We start from the raw sequence: 17656 nt of genomic DNA on the forward strand, positions 1-17656 counted from the left end.
GGAGTGTATCTGATGAATAAACAGTTCAAATTAATGCTTCCTTATTAGGGAGCTTTTTTCATTTGTATGAGTTAAGACTAATAAATAACTTTTCCCTCTACAAAGATCAAAACACATGGTACAATTTAACTGTTTGCCAGAATAAAGGGGGAATGTGTAAATATATGTTGTATTAAGAACGATTTTTATACTTTTACTTGCTTTAAACTTCTCGAGTTATAAGGACTTATAGGTTGAAAATTTGTACAATATCAACTCAACAAACGGGTTAAACGACTTTAGAATATTTTTTTGTTGAATATGTAAGGTGGAACATGTGGTCTTATCTAAACCGCATTGTTCGTTTTTGAAATAAAGAATCATAAGAACGAGCATGCTAATTATAATGGTTGAATGATGTCGGATGGACTGCGAAATTAAGGGGAGTTAAGTTATTCTATATATTGGTTTGTAGTAAAGATATAAGGTTGATGTCACAGTAATTTATATGATTTTATAGGATAATGTGTTTTGGAAAAAGTCATAGGGGAGAGAAAAAATAGAAAATGGCTAAAAATGAGTATGTTGTGTATGTGAACTATATTAATTCTATTATAAAGTTGAAACAACAACATCCAAATAGAAATTTTTACAGTTATATACGGGATATTAAAAATGGGGAAATAACACATGCGTTAAACTGGGTAACCCAGAATAGAACGTTGTCAAATAAAATGAAAAATGATTATTTTCCAAGTTCTGTTGAAATGTTATGTAAAAGAGAAATGAGTTATAACAGTGATAGAGATAACTCAATTAGCAGCATTTTACGATGGGGAACATGCATAGTAGAAGTATATAAACAGCAAGTTGATTTTTTTGTAACTTATAAGGTGAAATATGAGAAAGCTTTATTTGATGAAAAATATGAAGAAGCTCTTAAATTGTTAGATGCTATTGAGAAAAAAGTGTGTTATTCAATTTGGGGTTTGCATCAACGATTTTTAATTTTGAATCTACAAGAAAAACAACATGAATCAATTGAAATGTTGCAGAAAATTAAAACTATATCAAACAATAATAATTTATCATCATTTCTTTTATATTATTATGAAAAATTGACAAATAAATTAATAGGCTTTGATGAATATCTAAATAGTATTCAACGTTTGCTGGATAGCGGGGATAAAAAACATATTACATGGAAGTATTTCGATCATAAGTTAAATATTGTGTCTTTGAAAAATGTCCAGGGAATTAAATCAGCATTAATATTTGATGAGCAACTTTCATTCATTGATTATTATGAAACTTATATCGACTCCTTACAAGTTTTAGGTAGTAGAAAAGACAATTATTTTATAGTTAAAGAATGTATTTGTAAAATTTATAAAGATTCTAACGATTTTAGAATTAGAAACTTATTTCTAGCTTTTTCAGAAATAGATAGAAGTATAAATCTTGAGGAGAGCATTTGCTCTTTACTTGAAAAATATACTTGTGGTAAATATTCTGAATTGAAAGATGAATTTTCAAAACATATAGACAAATTTAAGCATGATTTTAATTTATGTAATCTTCTTCTGAAAGCGGGAATAGATATATCAAATGAAAAAATTTCGTTTGGAGAGTTGTGGGCAGAAATATATAATATATATACTTTTAATTACGAAATCGAGAAAAGCACACATAGAATAGGTGGCTATTATAAATTACTATATGGAACTTCATGGAAGTATAAGATTTTAGGTATATTGGTAAGAAAGCTCAATAATAATTATTGTGATGAAATTCTTAATTTATCTGTATTGAATGATAATGCTCTAACTCCTCTTTTTTATCAGGTCACAACTAATAATGGTGATAAAGAAGAGTTTTTGGACTTATTTAAAATGATTGCACCAGCTACAAGTCAATTGCATTTATATACTTTGACAGGTAATGTGGACAATAGTTTACAAGTAAAGATAGATCCCATTAGGTGGAGATACTATGAAATCAAGCAGTTAATGGGAAAAAAAGAATATAAATTAAGTATTGAGAAGTGCAGAGAATTTTTGGATTTTTTTGATTATAAACAAAGTGGTTTATATTATCAAGAAAGAGTTAGAAGAACTTTATATAGCTGTTATTTAGAAGTTAAAGAGTATATTATCGCAATGAATCTTTATGTAGAAAGTTATATGATCTCAAAAGAACTTATTGCTCAAATGCAATTAAGGAATTTAATAAATAGAATAGAAGTATTATCAGAGGGCGATGTACGAATACGAGCCAATATATGTAGACCAATTGTATTGCGTTTATATTATAAGAGTTTAAATGATGAGGTTATAACTGCCTATCTAGACTACTTAGAATCTCAAAATTGTAGAACTATAAAAGAACTTATTGAAAAATTTCAAACATTAAATGCTTACGATATAATTTTTTTAAATAAAGTGTGCACACAACCTTTACTTATGAAAGACTATGTTTCAAAAACTGAAGTAGGCGGTAGTGCTGCCGAATTGAGAGCAACTGTTTTAAGAACTTTATTGCAACATGATTTGTCAGGGCAAAAAGAATATCTTTCAGAATTAAACTCTATATATAAATCGAGCCAATTACAAAAGAAGATAGATTCATTTAATCATAATAGAATATTTATTGATAAAGAGAATTTGTTTAAATATTTAAGAGAAGAATTGAATCAGGAATTTTTAAAGTTTAAATCTGTTCAAGAACTAAAAAAAGTATTCCATGGTTCCAAAGAAGACATACATAGCTATCCATTTTTATCAGAGCAATATTGGGATAACACGAACTTTAATTACGGAATCATTGAAAAAATAAAAAAAGCTTATTTAAACGAATCACCATATTCTTTGGAAGATTTTTTAAGTACTCGTATTAGACATAATTATTGTAATGATAACCTGAAAAGAGTATTCGAAAATGAAAAATTGTTTTCTAAAAAGGTTAAGGATAACAGCGCTGATTATATTGTAAATGAATATTGGAAGGCTAAGTTATCTGAGGATGAATATCTAATTGTAATAGAAAAGCTTTCGAAATTTTCGCAAAGAATAGATAACAAAATTCAAGAAATAAAAGAAAAGTGGATTAGAATTAAGAAAAGTAAAAATAGTGAAGGGCTATTTGATTATAGTAATTTTACAAGTAATATTTCTTCACTTAATATTAAAATAGATGACATAGAAGAATTTTATCATTTTGTAATAAAAAATTTAGACTTTTATACAAATGAAATATTGAAAAAAATAAGAGAGCGAACTGACAATGAATTAAGGCCATATTATATTGAGGCAATCTCTGAACTTGAAACAGGCATAAGAAAATTAGAATTTAATTTAAATTCTAAAAGAGAAATGTTACGAAAAATTGAGATTACAAAAGCAAAATATATCGAAGATATAGAAACTTTCAAAGACATATTTAACATGGATAATGAAAAATATCCGGATTTCACCATGGAAGAATTAATAGAGTTTTGTTGTGAAATAGAAGATGATATGAACCATCAATTTCGTGATGCGATTGTTAGGAAAAATGTTGAATGTAAGAAAAAATATCAAGGACAGATATTCCCATACTTAGTTGATATCATGGCTATTTTTATAAGAAATGCGGTTCAACATTCTAAAATATCAAATATGAATGATTTGGAATTGGAGATAAATGTAAAACCATATACAGGTAGTGAAATAGAAACTTTTTTTTCTAATGATTACAAAATTATTAATCCAAAGTTTCATAATTATTCATTAGTTTTCAATGTGATTAATAATTTGTCTACAGAGGTTGATGAAGTGGAACTATTAAATAATGTAGGAGAAAGAATAGGCAATATATACAACGGAAAGTTTCGAAAAGAAAGTATTAAGGAAGGTGGATCAGGTTTATATAAGGTGGCAAGAACAATATATTATAATTTAAATAGTTCAGCTGTATTTGTGCAGAAAGAGAATAAGGGCTTTTTTGATATTAGCATTGCTATTGATTTAAATAAGTTTGAATATGTGGTGGTTGAATGATGAGAATTATATGCATGGAAGATCAAGAAGAAAAATACCAGCATATTAAAGAAATTTTAAGTGTTTTTAACCCAGAACTAGTATGGAAAAAATCATGTCAAACTGGTCTAATGGAGTTAATGGAAAATAAGTTTGATTACCTATTACTAGACATGAGTATGCCAATCTGTGAAGATGAATCTAGCAAAGAAAATTTTGATAGTTACGCAGGAATGTATGTATTACGCGAAATTAAAAGAAAAAGATATGATTTAAAAGTTATTGTAGTTACAGGTTTTGATGATTTCGAAACAGCTGAGAAAGTAATAACATTAGATGAGTTACAGAAAGAAATAATTGAAAAATATGATAAATACTATATTGGTTATGTAAGATATGATTCTACTTCAGTAGAATGGCAACACTCTTTATTAAATTTATTAAAATTAACGATGATAAGTGAGAATATAAATGAAAATACTAATAGTAGATGACGAAAATGTGAAAGCGTCAAATGTTAAAGATGCATTATTAAATAATAATGAAATAGTTGAAACAGATATTATTATTGTTCCAAGTATTAATGATGCAATTGGGAAAATGCTAAATGAGAGATATGCTTTAATGGTAGTTGATATGTGCATTCCCGAAAATTATGGGAATAAATTGCATGATGATGGTGGGCTGAAATTAATAAAGATATTAAGTGATGATAAGAGAGTATTTGCACCTACTGAGATAATTGTATTAACATCTCATGGTGATTTAATGGAGAAATATAAGGATGAAGTCCTAAAAAAATCATTTGAAATTATTGTTTACAACGATACTTCGGAAGAATGGAAAGAAAAGATAAATGATAAAGTTCTTTACTTGAAAAGATACCTTGAGTCTCCCCAAGAAAAGAGAGAACATTATTACGATATTGCAATATTAACGGCTGTAGAATGTGAAAAAGAAGCTGTAAGAAAACTTTCTGAGGATTGGGAAAAGGTCACCTTTGAAGATGATTCGACAGTGTATTATAGTACTATGTGGAAAAATAATAGTAAAGGTATAAAAGTAATAACAACAAGTTTAACACAGATGGGCATGGTTCCTGCAGCCACAATTTCAATGAAGATGATTTTAAAGTTTGCACCAAGATATATAATAATGCCTGGTATCGCTGGAGGTGTTAAAAATGAATACGAATTTGGAGATATTATCATCCCCAGAGAAGTTAAGGATTATTGTAGTGGGAAATATACTACTCCTAAAAATTTAGAAGAAGCTGAAGAGGCGATTAGGAATCCGCTAAAATTCTTTATACCCACAGCATCATCCATCTCGACTGATCCTGATATTATTAATATTGTATCGAATTCCTTCAAAGAAGAGTTAAGAAAAATATACGATAATTGGCCTAATAATAATGAGTATAAGGTACCTTCAATTAGAACAGGCTATATGGCTAGTGGAGATTCAGTAGTTCAAAATAGCTCAGTCATTGAAATGATGATAAAGAATCATCTAAGGAGTGCCGATGGTTTAGACATGGAAGCATACGGGGTATATTATGCTGCACAGCAATCTTTAAAGCCAAAACCTATTCCTATTTGTATGAAATCAATTTCGGATTTTGCAGATAAAGAAAAGGGAGATGACCATCAGGCTTATGCTGCGTATGTTAGTGCAAATTTCCTGAAGTTTTTTGTAACAAATATATTAATGTAGTAAAAATGCAGGATCATAAAGGTCTGTCAATAATTTTGTGTAAACTCTCTTAAGCTTAAGTTCCCCCGAGGGGGACTTGCGAATTTATGCAAGTGTTGACCCGCTCGACCCGGAAAAAAACTGAGAGTTGAAGAAGCAAGTGCCCTCAATTTAGGATATGTCCCGTCCAATTGTGAGTGACGTCGACAGTGCCCAGATATAGCATTTTAAGTAGAACTTCATTGGTAGGGAAGATGCTCTTTCCCTTCGTCACCTTACGAAGCTGACGGCGGTAACTCAATCATATTGGTTGTGTAAATTAGTTTGCGAATCTCTGGCGGATACTAAAAAAAGGTAGCAGTTCGTCCCAATTTGTCCGCCAAGAACGGATAATTAAGGGATACTTTGCTCCCCATATCTCCTCAAAAAGGTCAAGCTCAAGCAAGGCACCTTCCTCAGTAGCTGCCTTGTAAATGGGCTTTAAGTCAGTAGTTACCTTCTTAATGTCCTAGTACGATATGTACAGTATGGAGCTACGGATTTGGTGGATAATACACTTCTGAATTTCGGTTTGGGGATAGCAAGCTGCATTCGCCTGAGAGAACCCTGATAGGTTGTTCACACAGATAATAAGAATGTCTTGAAACCCACGATTATTAAGATCATTGTGCACACTAAGTCAGAACTTGTCGGATTCATTCTCACCAATCCACATCATCCCTAGGACGTCTTTATTTCCGTCCAGATCGATGCCAATGACCATGTAGGAAGCCTTGTTAATTATGGCTTCATCTTGCTTGACCTTGAAGTGAATCGCATCCTGATAGACAATAGCGTAGACGCCTTGTAAAGGCCGATTTTGCCACTCTTTAATGAGGGGTACAATCCATATTAGTGATATTGGAAATGAGTGTAAGAGAGACTTCAATGCTATACATTTGCCCCAGATGATCTTGAATTTCGCTGGTGCTGATGTCTTTAGCATACAGGGAAATAATTTGTTCTTCGATATCAGTCCAAGCTCATAGCATTAAATCCTGTGATGGAGATTAGAATATTGATCATTTTGTTTACTAACTCCGTTGCTTTAATCTGAAGATCAGTGGTAAATATTCAAGAGTTATTGTTATTTGAAAAGGTGTGGAGGTTGTAAATAATGGATTTGAGCCTGGAAATTAATTAAAAGTCGATTCGATTAAACTTAGGGAGATGAATTGAAATAGCGGAAAAATAATAGAGCGCTGGTACTGATTGAGAAGTATGAAGTGAACGCTGATAAAGCTGTATCTTGAGTTTTAAGCAACAGGAGTATGGTTTATTAATATTAACAGACTACTCAAGTGTTGAGCAGTCTGTTTGACGAATATTTTAGTTAGGAATACTTAACGTCCTGACTGTAAATGTAGAGGAGGATTAGATGTGGAATTAAGAGTTTCATAAAGAAGGAGCATGCCAACTATTCAAATCTTTCGGTGAACTCCTTATCTCGTGCCAATTCCCATTTGCGTTCAGAACGGATTTCTTCATTGAATGCTCTCTCTTCTTGGATGGCCCATTGTGAGACAATGTGATCCTCATGTTGTTTAAGCTGGGATATTAGTGGAATATATCTTTGCATAACTTCTGCCCGAGAACCACTCCAAGAAGTCGGTCTAAATGTGTGTTTAAATTCCTCCAAAACTAAAACTGGATCGGAGGAATTCTTAATCAAAGTAATGGCGATTGGTGTCCACTCGATTCCATGTCCAAAATCTCTGTATGGCAATATAACAGATGATATTATTGGATTACGAACCTCTGGATCAATAGCACACCAATAAAGAATTACATCGTCATTGATGGCAGATAACGGATTTGTTGAAGAGTGTATTTCATCTGAAACTAGACGAGCCATGCTATAAACAACTTCTTCTTTTTCTAAAAAAACATCAAGAAATAATAATGGGTGTGTTAAAGCTATCGCTTCCAAAACATCATCAAAATCAGTGAGATAAATTTCATAGTTTTCGAGTGCTGTGGCAATTTTATTGGCTACTATTCGGATGTTTTCCGTCGCTTTTTCCTCTTCTTTATCAGAAAAACAGTATTTTACTAATAATGCTAGTTCATAATCCTTATGGGCTGCATAATTACGACTAAATGAATATTGCACGAGTAGTTCTTGTCCTAATACAATAATTTCATCACTAATATTTCCCTTGTTCTCTCCGTGAATTTTCATTTGGAGTATATTGATTGCAACGATGTTTCCTTCACTTTTTGAGGAAATGAGCTGTACTAATTCACAGAATTCACTATCGTCGATAGTATCGAGTACCCTACCATACGATAAATTTTGATACATCCAAATTGGAGCTTTCTCTAGTTCAAGTGCCTGTTTTAAGCGTCCTAATCCTTTTTGGTTGATACTTACACTGGTCTGAAAGATAGGGAAATTTGCAGATAAATGCTGATTCATAACGGCTTCATCTAATAAGTTTTCACATAATTCATTATTAGTATTAGAAAGTCCATTTAAGTATCCTCGAAACAACTGAAAGTTACGCTTGGATTCCGGTATAGAGTCTAAATGATGTAGCATATTATCCCATATTCCTCTTAAATCACCAACGCTTTCCGACAAACCTTGGCCGAAATCAAAAATTCTTAGCCCCTCATTGCTTAAAAGTTCCGGTATCATTTTATCTACTAACTCCATATTGTAACCAATTTCTTGCCCAAGTGAGCGAGCAGTGTTTTGTATTTTAGCATAACTTTCAGTTATATCAGCTTCATCTTCAATAGTATCAATTATGTCCAAAGCGCTTTTATAACCAGAGAGTGCAAATAGTCTGGCTTTATCAATCAAAGAACGTGGTGCCAGAATCTTAGTCAGATTATTTAATCTTTCAATAATACTTGTTGTCATTTCTTTTGCATCAAATCTAATTGTACTTTTTACGGCAGTCCATCCATCATTCCAAGTATGTTTCGCAGCAATATATTTAGTCATTATTTCTAATTCATCATACATCGCAGCTTTAGTCCATAAACCTCTGAATTTCATAGACAGAAGAGATCTAATTTTAAGGGCTAAAGAATTTTCAGCAACCGCTAATGGTAATACGTAATCAATAAATGTCTTGTACCAATGATTTATATCTGTCCTACATTTTGGTGACCAGCCATAGTCTCTTACATGAGCGCCAAATTCAAAACTGTAACTTGAACTGAAATGCCATGCTTCTAATGCTGCACTTAACAATGATACACCCAAATCTACTTGGTCTTCTGAGTCAGACTCTATTAAAGTAGAAATTACACTAACTCGCTGCTCGGGAGTTGCATGAGTGCCTGAGAGATAAATATAGAACAATGATTTTAATAACTTTCTTATTGAATTATTATTTTCTTCGGAGTTTTCAACCAAAGCAAATCGACATAAAAGATGGGTAGCTCTTTCGAATAAAAGTGGGTCATATGCTATAGATCTAAGAATTCTAGTAAAATCAATGTAATGATCATTCTCACGTGAAAAAAATATATGAGAATTTTCCTTACTAATAACACCTTCTAGAAGAGATAAAACTGAGTTCGGATCTACAGGTGCTATATTTCTAAGTAGAGAAACACCGAACGCATTTAAACCCATAATATTGCCTAACAACCCAGAATCGGAAAGCCATTCTCTAGAAATCTCCTTTGCTGAATATGAATTGTGTAAGTATCCTAGTCGTCTAGAGAATGATTTTAATAATCTTTCTGATCCGCTATTAAAAAAAGTATCAGTTATAATATTAGCTGGTATGTTCTGAAGTGCTCTTTCAGCAAGTCTGTTTGCTATCGCATGTGGAAGCACTGCTCGCCAATGACTTCTCTCTTGAACAAGTTCACGTCGTTTGAGTTCAACTACATTTTCATAGATTTCACGAGCACTAAGATTTATTAGAGAACCAATTATTTTTAGTTCGTTATCGTCGACTTCACTTGTTCGAATGTCAAATGAGTAGACAAGCGAGCACACTTCCGCCACTTTGAGGAGTTTGTTATCCGGGATATTCCTTTGTTGAAATAATTTCTCGAATAAATCGTAATCTCTTAGTTGAGATATATCTTCTCCCTTTTCAATAGTTTTTGCTAATGCAATAGCAATTCGTGCATTACCACCTGCAAATTCGGCTATAGTTCTAGCACCAATTTCAGTTATATGAGCAAATCGGTTAAGAATAATTTTCTCAATTAAGTCACTGGATGCTGGCTCCAGACGATAAACTTCAGTTTCTTCAGGTTGATCATCTCTCACATCATATTCAACAGTCAGAAGACTAAGTTGACTTCCGGCTGCTGAACATATAGAAGTTAATCTTCTATGTAATTCTGGTGGACAGTTATCAACTATAAGTATTAGTGGTCTTTGGGAGGTAGTTAACATTTCAGCAAAATTTCTAGGGTCAGGATGGGGGCTATCACTAATATCCGAGTAAAATACATGAGATGAATTAAGTGCTCTCTCACCAATTCGACTATCAAATAAAGACTGTATTAAGCGTGTTTTTCCCACTCCAGATAAACCTATTAGACGTACTGAGGATCCTGGACGACTAAGAATACCTCGAAGTTCTTTTATTCCTTCTGTTACAGAAATTGCGTCAGATTTTAGCCTTGTTGTGTTATATAGACGGACACAGCCATCTGTAATATATACTTCATCAGTCCCACCCGGGCTGTTTGCCCAATTTCCGTAGGTTTTCCATCCTTGAATTGGACGACCTATTTTATGGCGTACCCACAAAATAAGGGAAGGATGAGAACGAACCCAACCAGCAATTCGCTCACGGTCATAAAAATCAACCTTAAGATGTGCCGCTTTTAAGTAATCCGAAACTGCGGTATGCATCGCTGTCCTACGATTTCTTAAAGCTGAGTCTGCTGTGGAGCCCTGGCTACTTACAATTATATATGCCCCATTATTATCCGCTAAATCTTTAATAACCTGCCGAAGCTGATTATCAGGACGCATTTCATCAATAATCGCAGCTCTTGGCATATCAGGTTTTTTAACCTGAAATCCCGTATTAGACCTTGGAATAAAACCATCATTTTGTAATGCTGAATCTACTTCTACACGAACATCTATACCACCATCACTAGCGTTTTGGTGTCCTCCCCATGTAACACCTGCAATTGGTAATCCCATATTATGCAGTTCTGCTTCACAAAGGAGCCCGATAAGTGATCTTAGGTCTGTATCATTAAGTTCTGTAATATCGTTTCCTGTTATATCTAGCATAAAAACCTCCTTTTAATAATTTTTGGATGATTTTTTTATAAACTATTTTAAGTCGAAATCATATTTTATTTATACTATTCTTGTCTAATTCAAACAGAACATTTAGCATTTGGAAAAAGCTTTTTGGATTCTTTAACTTTCTCAGTAGAGCGAGAATCGAACCGTAAGTTAAGAAGTTTCTATTTTCAAGGAAGTACAGGGATTTAGAGAGCAGACTAGGATATCAGATATTTACATTGTTTAAAGGAAGATTACTTGAAAAAGCTATATAAGTGAATAAAGAAGCAAGGAAGTAAGTTGTTGGTTATTGAGCTATCTGAATGTTAAACATAATCAATATATTGAAAACACTACCCCTACCATATATTGTTTTTACAGATTTAAAATAACTCAACATATTGTATTTGTAAATATATTTTTACGAATATTCGTTCTGTAAAGGTTATTATAAGTTAGTCCACAATTAGTCCGAGTATTATCTGTAAAATTACATATGAATGGACGTGCCTGAGATTGATTGTTCTGAAATAATCGATTAAGAATAATGGTTTATTTACCAAAAAAGAGGTAATATGTTACATAATTGTGTAGACAGCTCAAGAGTGAGTAACTTGGGCCCTTTTCTGTGAATAGATGTAGCTCATTATACTTATTTCGGAGGAAAAGGAAATAAATTGTCGAACTCTATATAGTGCATTTTATTATATTAATGAAAATTGGTCTGGAAATTGGGAATCAATTTCTGCTCATTGGAGACTTATTTTGGAGAGCGTATTTAAAGATTCGTTCAGCCTTATAGTGCCTGAAGATCATAGCAGTATTATTAATAAAGTAGCAGTAACAATTGAAGATTCTCATTAACTGCAGAGAGGCAGGTTAATATGGATTTCTTAAAATTACTACCTTTTCCACAAGTGATTAGTATTTTTGGTGTATTTATGATGCTTGTTATTGTTATTGATTTTTTTAGGACCGCACCACCTGCTCGTCTGCTTGAAAATAGTAAAACAAGATTATTACGAAGAATCATTAATGAACTAACTATTTTCATAGTAATTACAATACTTATTCTTTTTTTCGTATCTCCTCATGAAAGACCAATATTAATGGCAAGTTTATTTGGTGGGGTTATCATTACGAGTATTTTAGGACTATTATATGCAGAAGCTAAAAATAGTCGACTTCAATTATTTATTAACAGGTTGATAATAAAAATAATCGGAGAGAAGGGCTTCAAATTCTATAGAGTAGGGTTAAGTGCTGCGCATACACTTTTACTACTAACCTTTTATATATATTATACCGTGTTGATAACTAGTGGATTAAAAGAAGCATTAAATTTTAGTGGGACAACTAATTTTGATATTATTTATTATGCGTACTATGAGAATAAGTTTGTTGTATACGCATTTTTTATTCTAACGAGCACTATGTTCTTTATGTTTAAAAAACTCTATATGTCTCCAATAAATAAGATTTTTAAGGAGACTTTTAATAAGATACCTAAAGTTAAAATAAAATTAACCTCTGGAGAAGTGTTACAAGATCTATATATTTTTCAGACATCAGATGTGAAATTTATAATGGCAAGTAATGAAATTAACATCTCAAAATATTCAAAAACCTACCATATTCATAAAGATAAGATTGATTATATAGAGGCCAATAGTGATTCGAAAATTATTGATATGAAAAAACAAAACCTTAAAAAGATATAATGATCTGATTCAACCCACATTGTAGGTAAAAATTTTATATCTGAGTATAGAGAATAATAAATAAAAGTAAGGAGGTATTAGATGATATTTAATATAGTATCAGAGTACCACCGGCAGTCTTTATTGGATAAACATCACAGATTCTTATCGTGGCAGCACTGCTATCGTTTTTTTAAAGGTAATCATGAGATGTTCAATGAAGAAAGAGTATTCGACCATGCTTGTTTACATTTATCTTTTTATCTGGCAAGTTGGGGGATGCTTAGAGGAGGGACATTTTTACTTCAAAAGGATTACAAAGTTCATGAATATCTTTTAAGAAAAGTTTTTATAGAAAAGAAGTATAAACAGTTCTACTCTCCTGAGCATGGCAATACTCCTTCACATCAATATTATGATGAAATTGAGATGCTCATAAAAGATGTGAAAGAATCCTATTCGAGTAATGTTACACCCGTTAATGGTAAAAATGAGATCATCTCAGTTAGTGACACACTTGCTTCAAAAATACTGTTAGGGCTATTTGGAATTGTTCCGGCTTACGATCGTTTTTTTGTGAGTGCAGTGAAGATGCATGGATTAAGCAAAACATCCTTTACCCAAGAGTCACTTGTTACTATAGTAGATTTTTATCTGGATAATGAAGTCGAATTTAATAAGTGTAGAGAGTTACTAACAAGTGAAGGTAATGAATATACCCCTATGAAACTAGTTGATATGTATTTTTGGCAAGTCGGATACATGATGAGTGAACCAAACAGATTCCCTCAACATGAGCTTGATATGATCAGTAAGTTTGCGGAGAATCAAACAGCTATTAACAACAGTCGCCAAAAACCTTCAACTGTAAATAATAAAGCTTCAGCTATAAATAGCAGAGGTCTGACTGATGAAATAAGGCTATACATATTTGAGACTATTGTAAATGCAACAGAACAAGGTTTGCCTTATATCGATTTTATCTCAGGCGAAATACATAAAGAAATGAATTTGTCGAATAGGATGCCTTCAGTATGTAGTGCTATGCTCAGTATTGAAGATGTAGAGATCGAAATTTTATCAGATACTCCTAGTGGTATGAGTTCAACAAAAAAGGTCCGTTATTGGTTAGAAGGACGTGAGTAGTGCGGAAAGGCTGTAATAGCGTGGTAATTAATAGTATGAAATTAGTGGTTATATGGGGGTTCGTCCATTGAAGAATCTTAGAAAGAATCATCACTATGTATCACAATCCTATTTAAAGGCCTGGGCGAATAATCATAATAGAGTATGGGCTTATCGAACTCTAGTTTCGCATAGTTCAGTCCCGGAGTGGTTTCAATCTTCCATTAAGAGTATAGCTAATCACCACCATCTATTTACACGTAGTATTCTAGGGGCTGATTCAGATGAAATTGAAGTATGGATGGATCAGGAAATAGAGACACCCGCGCAAATTGCTTTGTTTAAAGCTCGTTCTGGTAAGCCTTTGAGTAAACAAGAATGGGAGCATCTGCTCAGATTTGTTGCACTTCAAGATATTCGTAATCCTGAAAGGTATATAGAACAATTGGAGAGATGGAAGTTAGAGATGCCAACCATCATTGAAGAGGCAATGCAGAAAGCTCTCAGTAAAATGAAAGCTGTCCCTAATGAGGAGCTTATTCCCGCAGACAAGGAATATAATGATAGCAAATTAATTCCAATGAAAGTAACTAAGCAAATTGGCACTGCATCTGAGTTGGGACTGTTGAAAACAGAAGTATTGTTGGGGCGTGGAGTTTGGTTATTTTCTATCCGTCACTTACTTACTACTACTTATAAGGTTCTGAATGAGCATACATGGAGTATACTTCGTTCTCCTGGAGAATTGCTTTGGGTTACAAGTGACAATCCATTAGTTCGGCTAAATTATTATGAAGATGGAACTTATGATTTTAAGGGTGGCTGGGGAAATAAGGGGGCAGAAATCATCTTTCCGTTATCACCTAGATTATTGCTATATACTCAGGTCGGAAATAAGGTAAGAATGAATAATGTTACCAGAGAGTTAGCTGAGACCCTTAATCGATTTATTGCTGAGAACGCACATCGTCATATATTTGGATTAAATCCTGTATTTGAAATAAGCGAGATTTATCCCAGAATTGTTAATCAAGTGGCCTACGGACATGAGAAAAGAGAGTGGGAGACTTGGCATGTACGTCAAAAGAGTTTAGAACAGGAGTACTAAAAAATAGTAGGGGACTATACTTATAGGATTGATGTTTCAGAAGATACAAGTCTAAAAATTATTAAGATCTTTGAGAGAGGTTCTAATGAAAACTAAATTTTATGTCGTTGTTAAAGGGAGAAAAATAGGGATTTTTGATATTTGGGATGAAGGAGCCAAACAATACGTAGAAGGATATAAAGGGGCTGTATACAAGTCATTTTCTAAGATTGAATTGGCTGAGATGTGGTGGGAGCAAATGTTACCAGAATCAAAAAGTCCGATCTTTCATTTTGATACTGCAAAATATACTGTTCAAAATTACTCTTCTCCCATGGAAGATGAGGAGCCAGGGCCATATTTTACTTATCTTATTATTGATCCACGGACTAATATACCTTTTTATGTAGGACAAACTCGTAATATAGAATACAGGAAAATTAATCACTTAAAAGACTCGCATAAATATAGGGCATATAAAAAAATGATTTCCAACATTCAGATGGACAATCTAGAACCAGAATTTCAGATCGTTGATATTCAGCCTACCAAAACAGATTCACTTCGTTCAGAAACAGAGTGGGTGAAAAAACTTGCGTACCAAGGAATTCGTGTCTTAAACGGCTGGAGGGAGCATAAGGAATGGATAGACTTGATTATGAGCAGTAGTACACAAGAATCTATTACGCAGCAAGCTACTGAATAATGGTCATTTCAATGGACATTAGATTAAATCCATTATTACGGCAGATAAAGGGCACATTATTTTCGAGATCGAAACTTTCGATAAAATTCCTCATGCTCTTTTATTCGTATGTGTGCATTCCTCGTGTAATATGACTGAGTATAATTTAGAGTGGTTTGAAGTTTCTGATGACCTAGAAGTTCCATTAAGGTTAATAAATCCATACCTTCGTCTCGCATGTGAGTAGCGAAGGAGTGCCGGAGACTATGAATTCTCAAATCAGGTAAATTGGCCAAGAGGAGATATTCTTTAAAGAGATTACTTGCGAACTGTCTAGTAATAGGGATATTTTTGGCCTTTCCGGGGAAAAGACATTCGTTGTCCTTTAATTCATTTATAGACTGGTACTTACTTAGTAGGGCTCCAAACCCCTTGCGAAGGACAATAACCCGTTGGATTTTATTTTTTGTTTTGAGAAGTGTGATCATCTCATCCTCAAAGTTTAGATCAGAAACCTTCAATTCTGTTATTTCTGATATTCGACAACCTGTAGATAAAAGTAATGAAAACAAGAGAGTATCACGGATTAAGTTGTCACTATGGGATATTAAACTATGTAAAAACCTTAGCAATTCATGCCTGCTGAGTATGCGTATTGGCTTTGCGGCTGGGTTATAATCGTTGAGTTTGAATCTCATATGAGGCACTATATTAGGGAAATTACGGTTGTTTGCTAAAAACCTAAAAAAACTTTTCATTGCAAGGGTGGACGACTCTAAATTTGAATAACCATTCTTTACTTGGTCCATAAGATAGTAGTCAATGATCCCCGCATCTATTGGTTTGTAAGCGATGATGCTGTCTCCATTTTTTAGTTGATAAATCTTATCAAGGTTCACTTCATCTGGATTGCAGTGAAGTTGATCCGCAAGGAAATCGCAAAAATGATAAAGACAGTTTAGATACTGATTGAATCTATCTTTTGATAGTCTACTTATCTTCTTATAGTTATTAATTTCCTTACTGAAATTGATCATGTTAATTCTCTCCAATCCCCATAATTTGGGCAACTAGCTTTTCAAGCGGAAATGGATACTTATTTACTGCATTTTTCAAATCGATGGGACGACGCTTTGTATAGATTCTTGTAGTCTCAATATTATTGTGACCTAAAATTTCTTGGAGATCGTATATTGCCATACCTGCTGATAATGAATTATACGCGAATGTATGTCGTAAACTGTGAACAGTGTACGCTCCTTTAATCCCGAGTTTTTCATATATGCCTGTCACCATTCGTTGGATATTACGAATCATGATGGGTTCGCGATTCTCGTAACATCTTTTTGCAAAGAGATAAGATTCATCTCTTATGTCCCAATGATAGACTCCGGTTCTCGCTAGAAAATCTAAAATGACTTTTTTTACTTGTGGATACATGGGGATGTAACGCTGTTTGTTTCCTTTCCCTTTTCGTATGAAAATAAGGTCCTCATGAATTTGAAAGTCACAAATCCTCAGGTTCGCAACTTCACTCACTCGACATCCAGTACCAAGCATAAAATAGATTAAAGCAAAATTTAAAAATGGCCAGTTAGTTTGTTTGGCTTGATTTAAAATTAGAGGTATAAGCTCATCGGGGAGATATCTAGGTAGAATTTCTCCTCTAAATTTTTCGATCTTAAAGCGTAAATCCTCACTCACGTACCTTCGTGTATGTGCAAAATCCATCACGTTTTTTATAATCGATTGGTAGGTGTTGAAGGTTCTAGCTGTTAATTTTTCTTCTTTCCTAGGCTTACAAGTATCAGTGAATTCGAAAAAAAGCTCCTCCGTTAAATCTACCATTTTAAATTCGGACTCTTTTAGTAATAAAAACCGAGCAAATTTTCTAAGGACTGTGATGTAATACTTTATGGTGAGTTCTGATTTTATTCTGTTCATCCTTAAGGTTTTTATATATTCCTCAATAACATAAAGTATAGTTTTTTCGTCTCGAATAGTTTTTTTGCCTTCAACAAGCACCAGGAAATCGTGGACATCAATTTTGTAGAGTTCACATACTTCCTCGGGAGTTATATTAACTTGGTATTCAAAGTCCAT

At 33.1% G+C, this 17656-nt stretch carries 10 protein-coding genes and 1 pseudogene; 7 read left to right on the forward strand and 4 right to left on the reverse strand.

Going from position 1 to position 17656, the window contains the following annotated elements; all coding sequences use genetic code 11:
- The first annotated feature begins 545 nt into the window (after window positions 1-545).
- The 3 genes from ACN6MV_RS07230 to ACN6MV_RS07240 are packed head-to-tail and all read left to right on the forward strand — an operon-like array spanning window position 546 to window position 5711.
- Window positions 546-4016 carry a hypothetical protein gene (locus tag ACN6MV_RS07230; protein ID WP_419886023.1) on the forward strand — a complete coding sequence of 1157 codons (3471 nt, stop codon included), beginning with the start codon at window positions 546-548 and terminating at the stop codon, window positions 4014-4016.
- 14 nt (window positions 4017-4030) lie between these two features.
- On the forward strand, window positions 4031-4489 hold the full coding sequence (locus tag ACN6MV_RS07235; RefSeq protein ID WP_419886024.1) for a response regulator: 459 nt from the start codon (window positions 4031-4033) through the stop codon (window positions 4487-4489).
- Window positions 4467-5711: a hypothetical protein gene (locus tag ACN6MV_RS07240; protein ID WP_419886025.1), complete on the forward strand. Its 1245-nt coding sequence runs from the start codon at window positions 4467-4469 to the stop codon at window positions 5709-5711. Before ACN6MV_RS07235 ends, ACN6MV_RS07240 begins: the two co-directional genes overlap by 23 nt.
- A 145-nt stretch (window positions 5712-5856) precedes the next feature.
- Here ACN6MV_RS07240 and ACN6MV_RS07245 read toward each other — a convergent pair.
- Together ACN6MV_RS07245 and ACN6MV_RS07250 are read right to left on the reverse strand one after the other, a co-directional pair.
- A pseudogene (locus ACN6MV_RS07245) lies at window positions 5857-6706 on the reverse strand (IS256 family transposase); the annotation flags it as partial.
- A gap of 440 nt (window positions 6707-7146) precedes the next feature.
- Window positions 7147-10959 carry a hypothetical protein gene (locus tag ACN6MV_RS07250; protein WP_419886026.1) on the reverse strand — a complete coding sequence of 1271 codons (3813 nt, stop codon included), beginning with the start codon at window positions 10957-10959 and terminating at the stop codon, window positions 7147-7149.
- 881 nt (window positions 10960-11840) lie between these two features.
- Here ACN6MV_RS07250 and ACN6MV_RS07255 point away from each other — a divergent pair.
- The 4 genes from ACN6MV_RS07255 to ACN6MV_RS07270 all read left to right on the forward strand — a co-directional run bounded on the left by ACN6MV_RS07255 (window position 11841) and on the right by ACN6MV_RS07270 (window position 15574).
- Window positions 11841-12677, forward strand: a complete 837-nt coding sequence (locus ACN6MV_RS07255) for a hypothetical protein (RefSeq protein ID WP_419886027.1) — start codon at window positions 11841-11843, stop codon at window positions 12675-12677.
- An 81-nt stretch (window positions 12678-12758) separates the two neighbouring features.
- Window positions 12759-13802 carry a hypothetical protein gene (locus tag ACN6MV_RS07260; RefSeq protein WP_419886028.1) on the forward strand — a complete coding sequence of 348 codons (1044 nt, stop codon included), beginning with the start codon at window positions 12759-12761 and terminating at the stop codon, window positions 13800-13802.
- 67 nt (window positions 13803-13869) lie between these two features.
- A complete protein-coding gene (locus ACN6MV_RS07265) occupies window positions 13870-14889 on the forward strand; it encodes a DUF4238 domain-containing protein (RefSeq protein ID WP_419886029.1) in 1020 nt (339 codons plus the stop codon).
- Between the two features lie 85 nt (window positions 14890-14974).
- Window positions 14975-15574: a viroplasmin family protein gene (locus ACN6MV_RS07270; protein ID WP_419886030.1), complete on the forward strand. Its 600-nt coding sequence runs from the start codon at window positions 14975-14977 to the stop codon at window positions 15572-15574.
- A gap of 56 nt (window positions 15575-15630) precedes the next feature.
- Here ACN6MV_RS07270 and ACN6MV_RS07275 read toward each other — a convergent pair whose 3' ends face one another.
- Both ACN6MV_RS07275 and ACN6MV_RS07280 read right to left on the reverse strand, forming a co-directional pair.
- Window positions 15631-16590 (reverse strand): tyrosine-type recombinase/integrase, encoded by a 960-nt coding sequence (locus ACN6MV_RS07275; protein WP_419886031.1) that lies wholly within the window; start codon window positions 16588-16590, stop codon window positions 15631-15633.
- A gap of 1 nt (window position 16591) precedes the next feature.
- The gene (locus tag ACN6MV_RS07280) at window positions 16592-17656 is read right to left on the reverse strand and encodes a tyrosine-type recombinase/integrase (RefSeq protein ID WP_419886032.1); all 1065 of its coding nucleotides are present in this window, start codon (window positions 17654-17656) and stop codon (window positions 16592-16594) included.

It is taken from the genome of Paenibacillus sp. B-A-8 (assembly GCF_048572915.1).
GTDB lineage: Bacteria > Bacillota > Bacilli > Paenibacillales > Paenibacillaceae > Paenibacillus_AQ.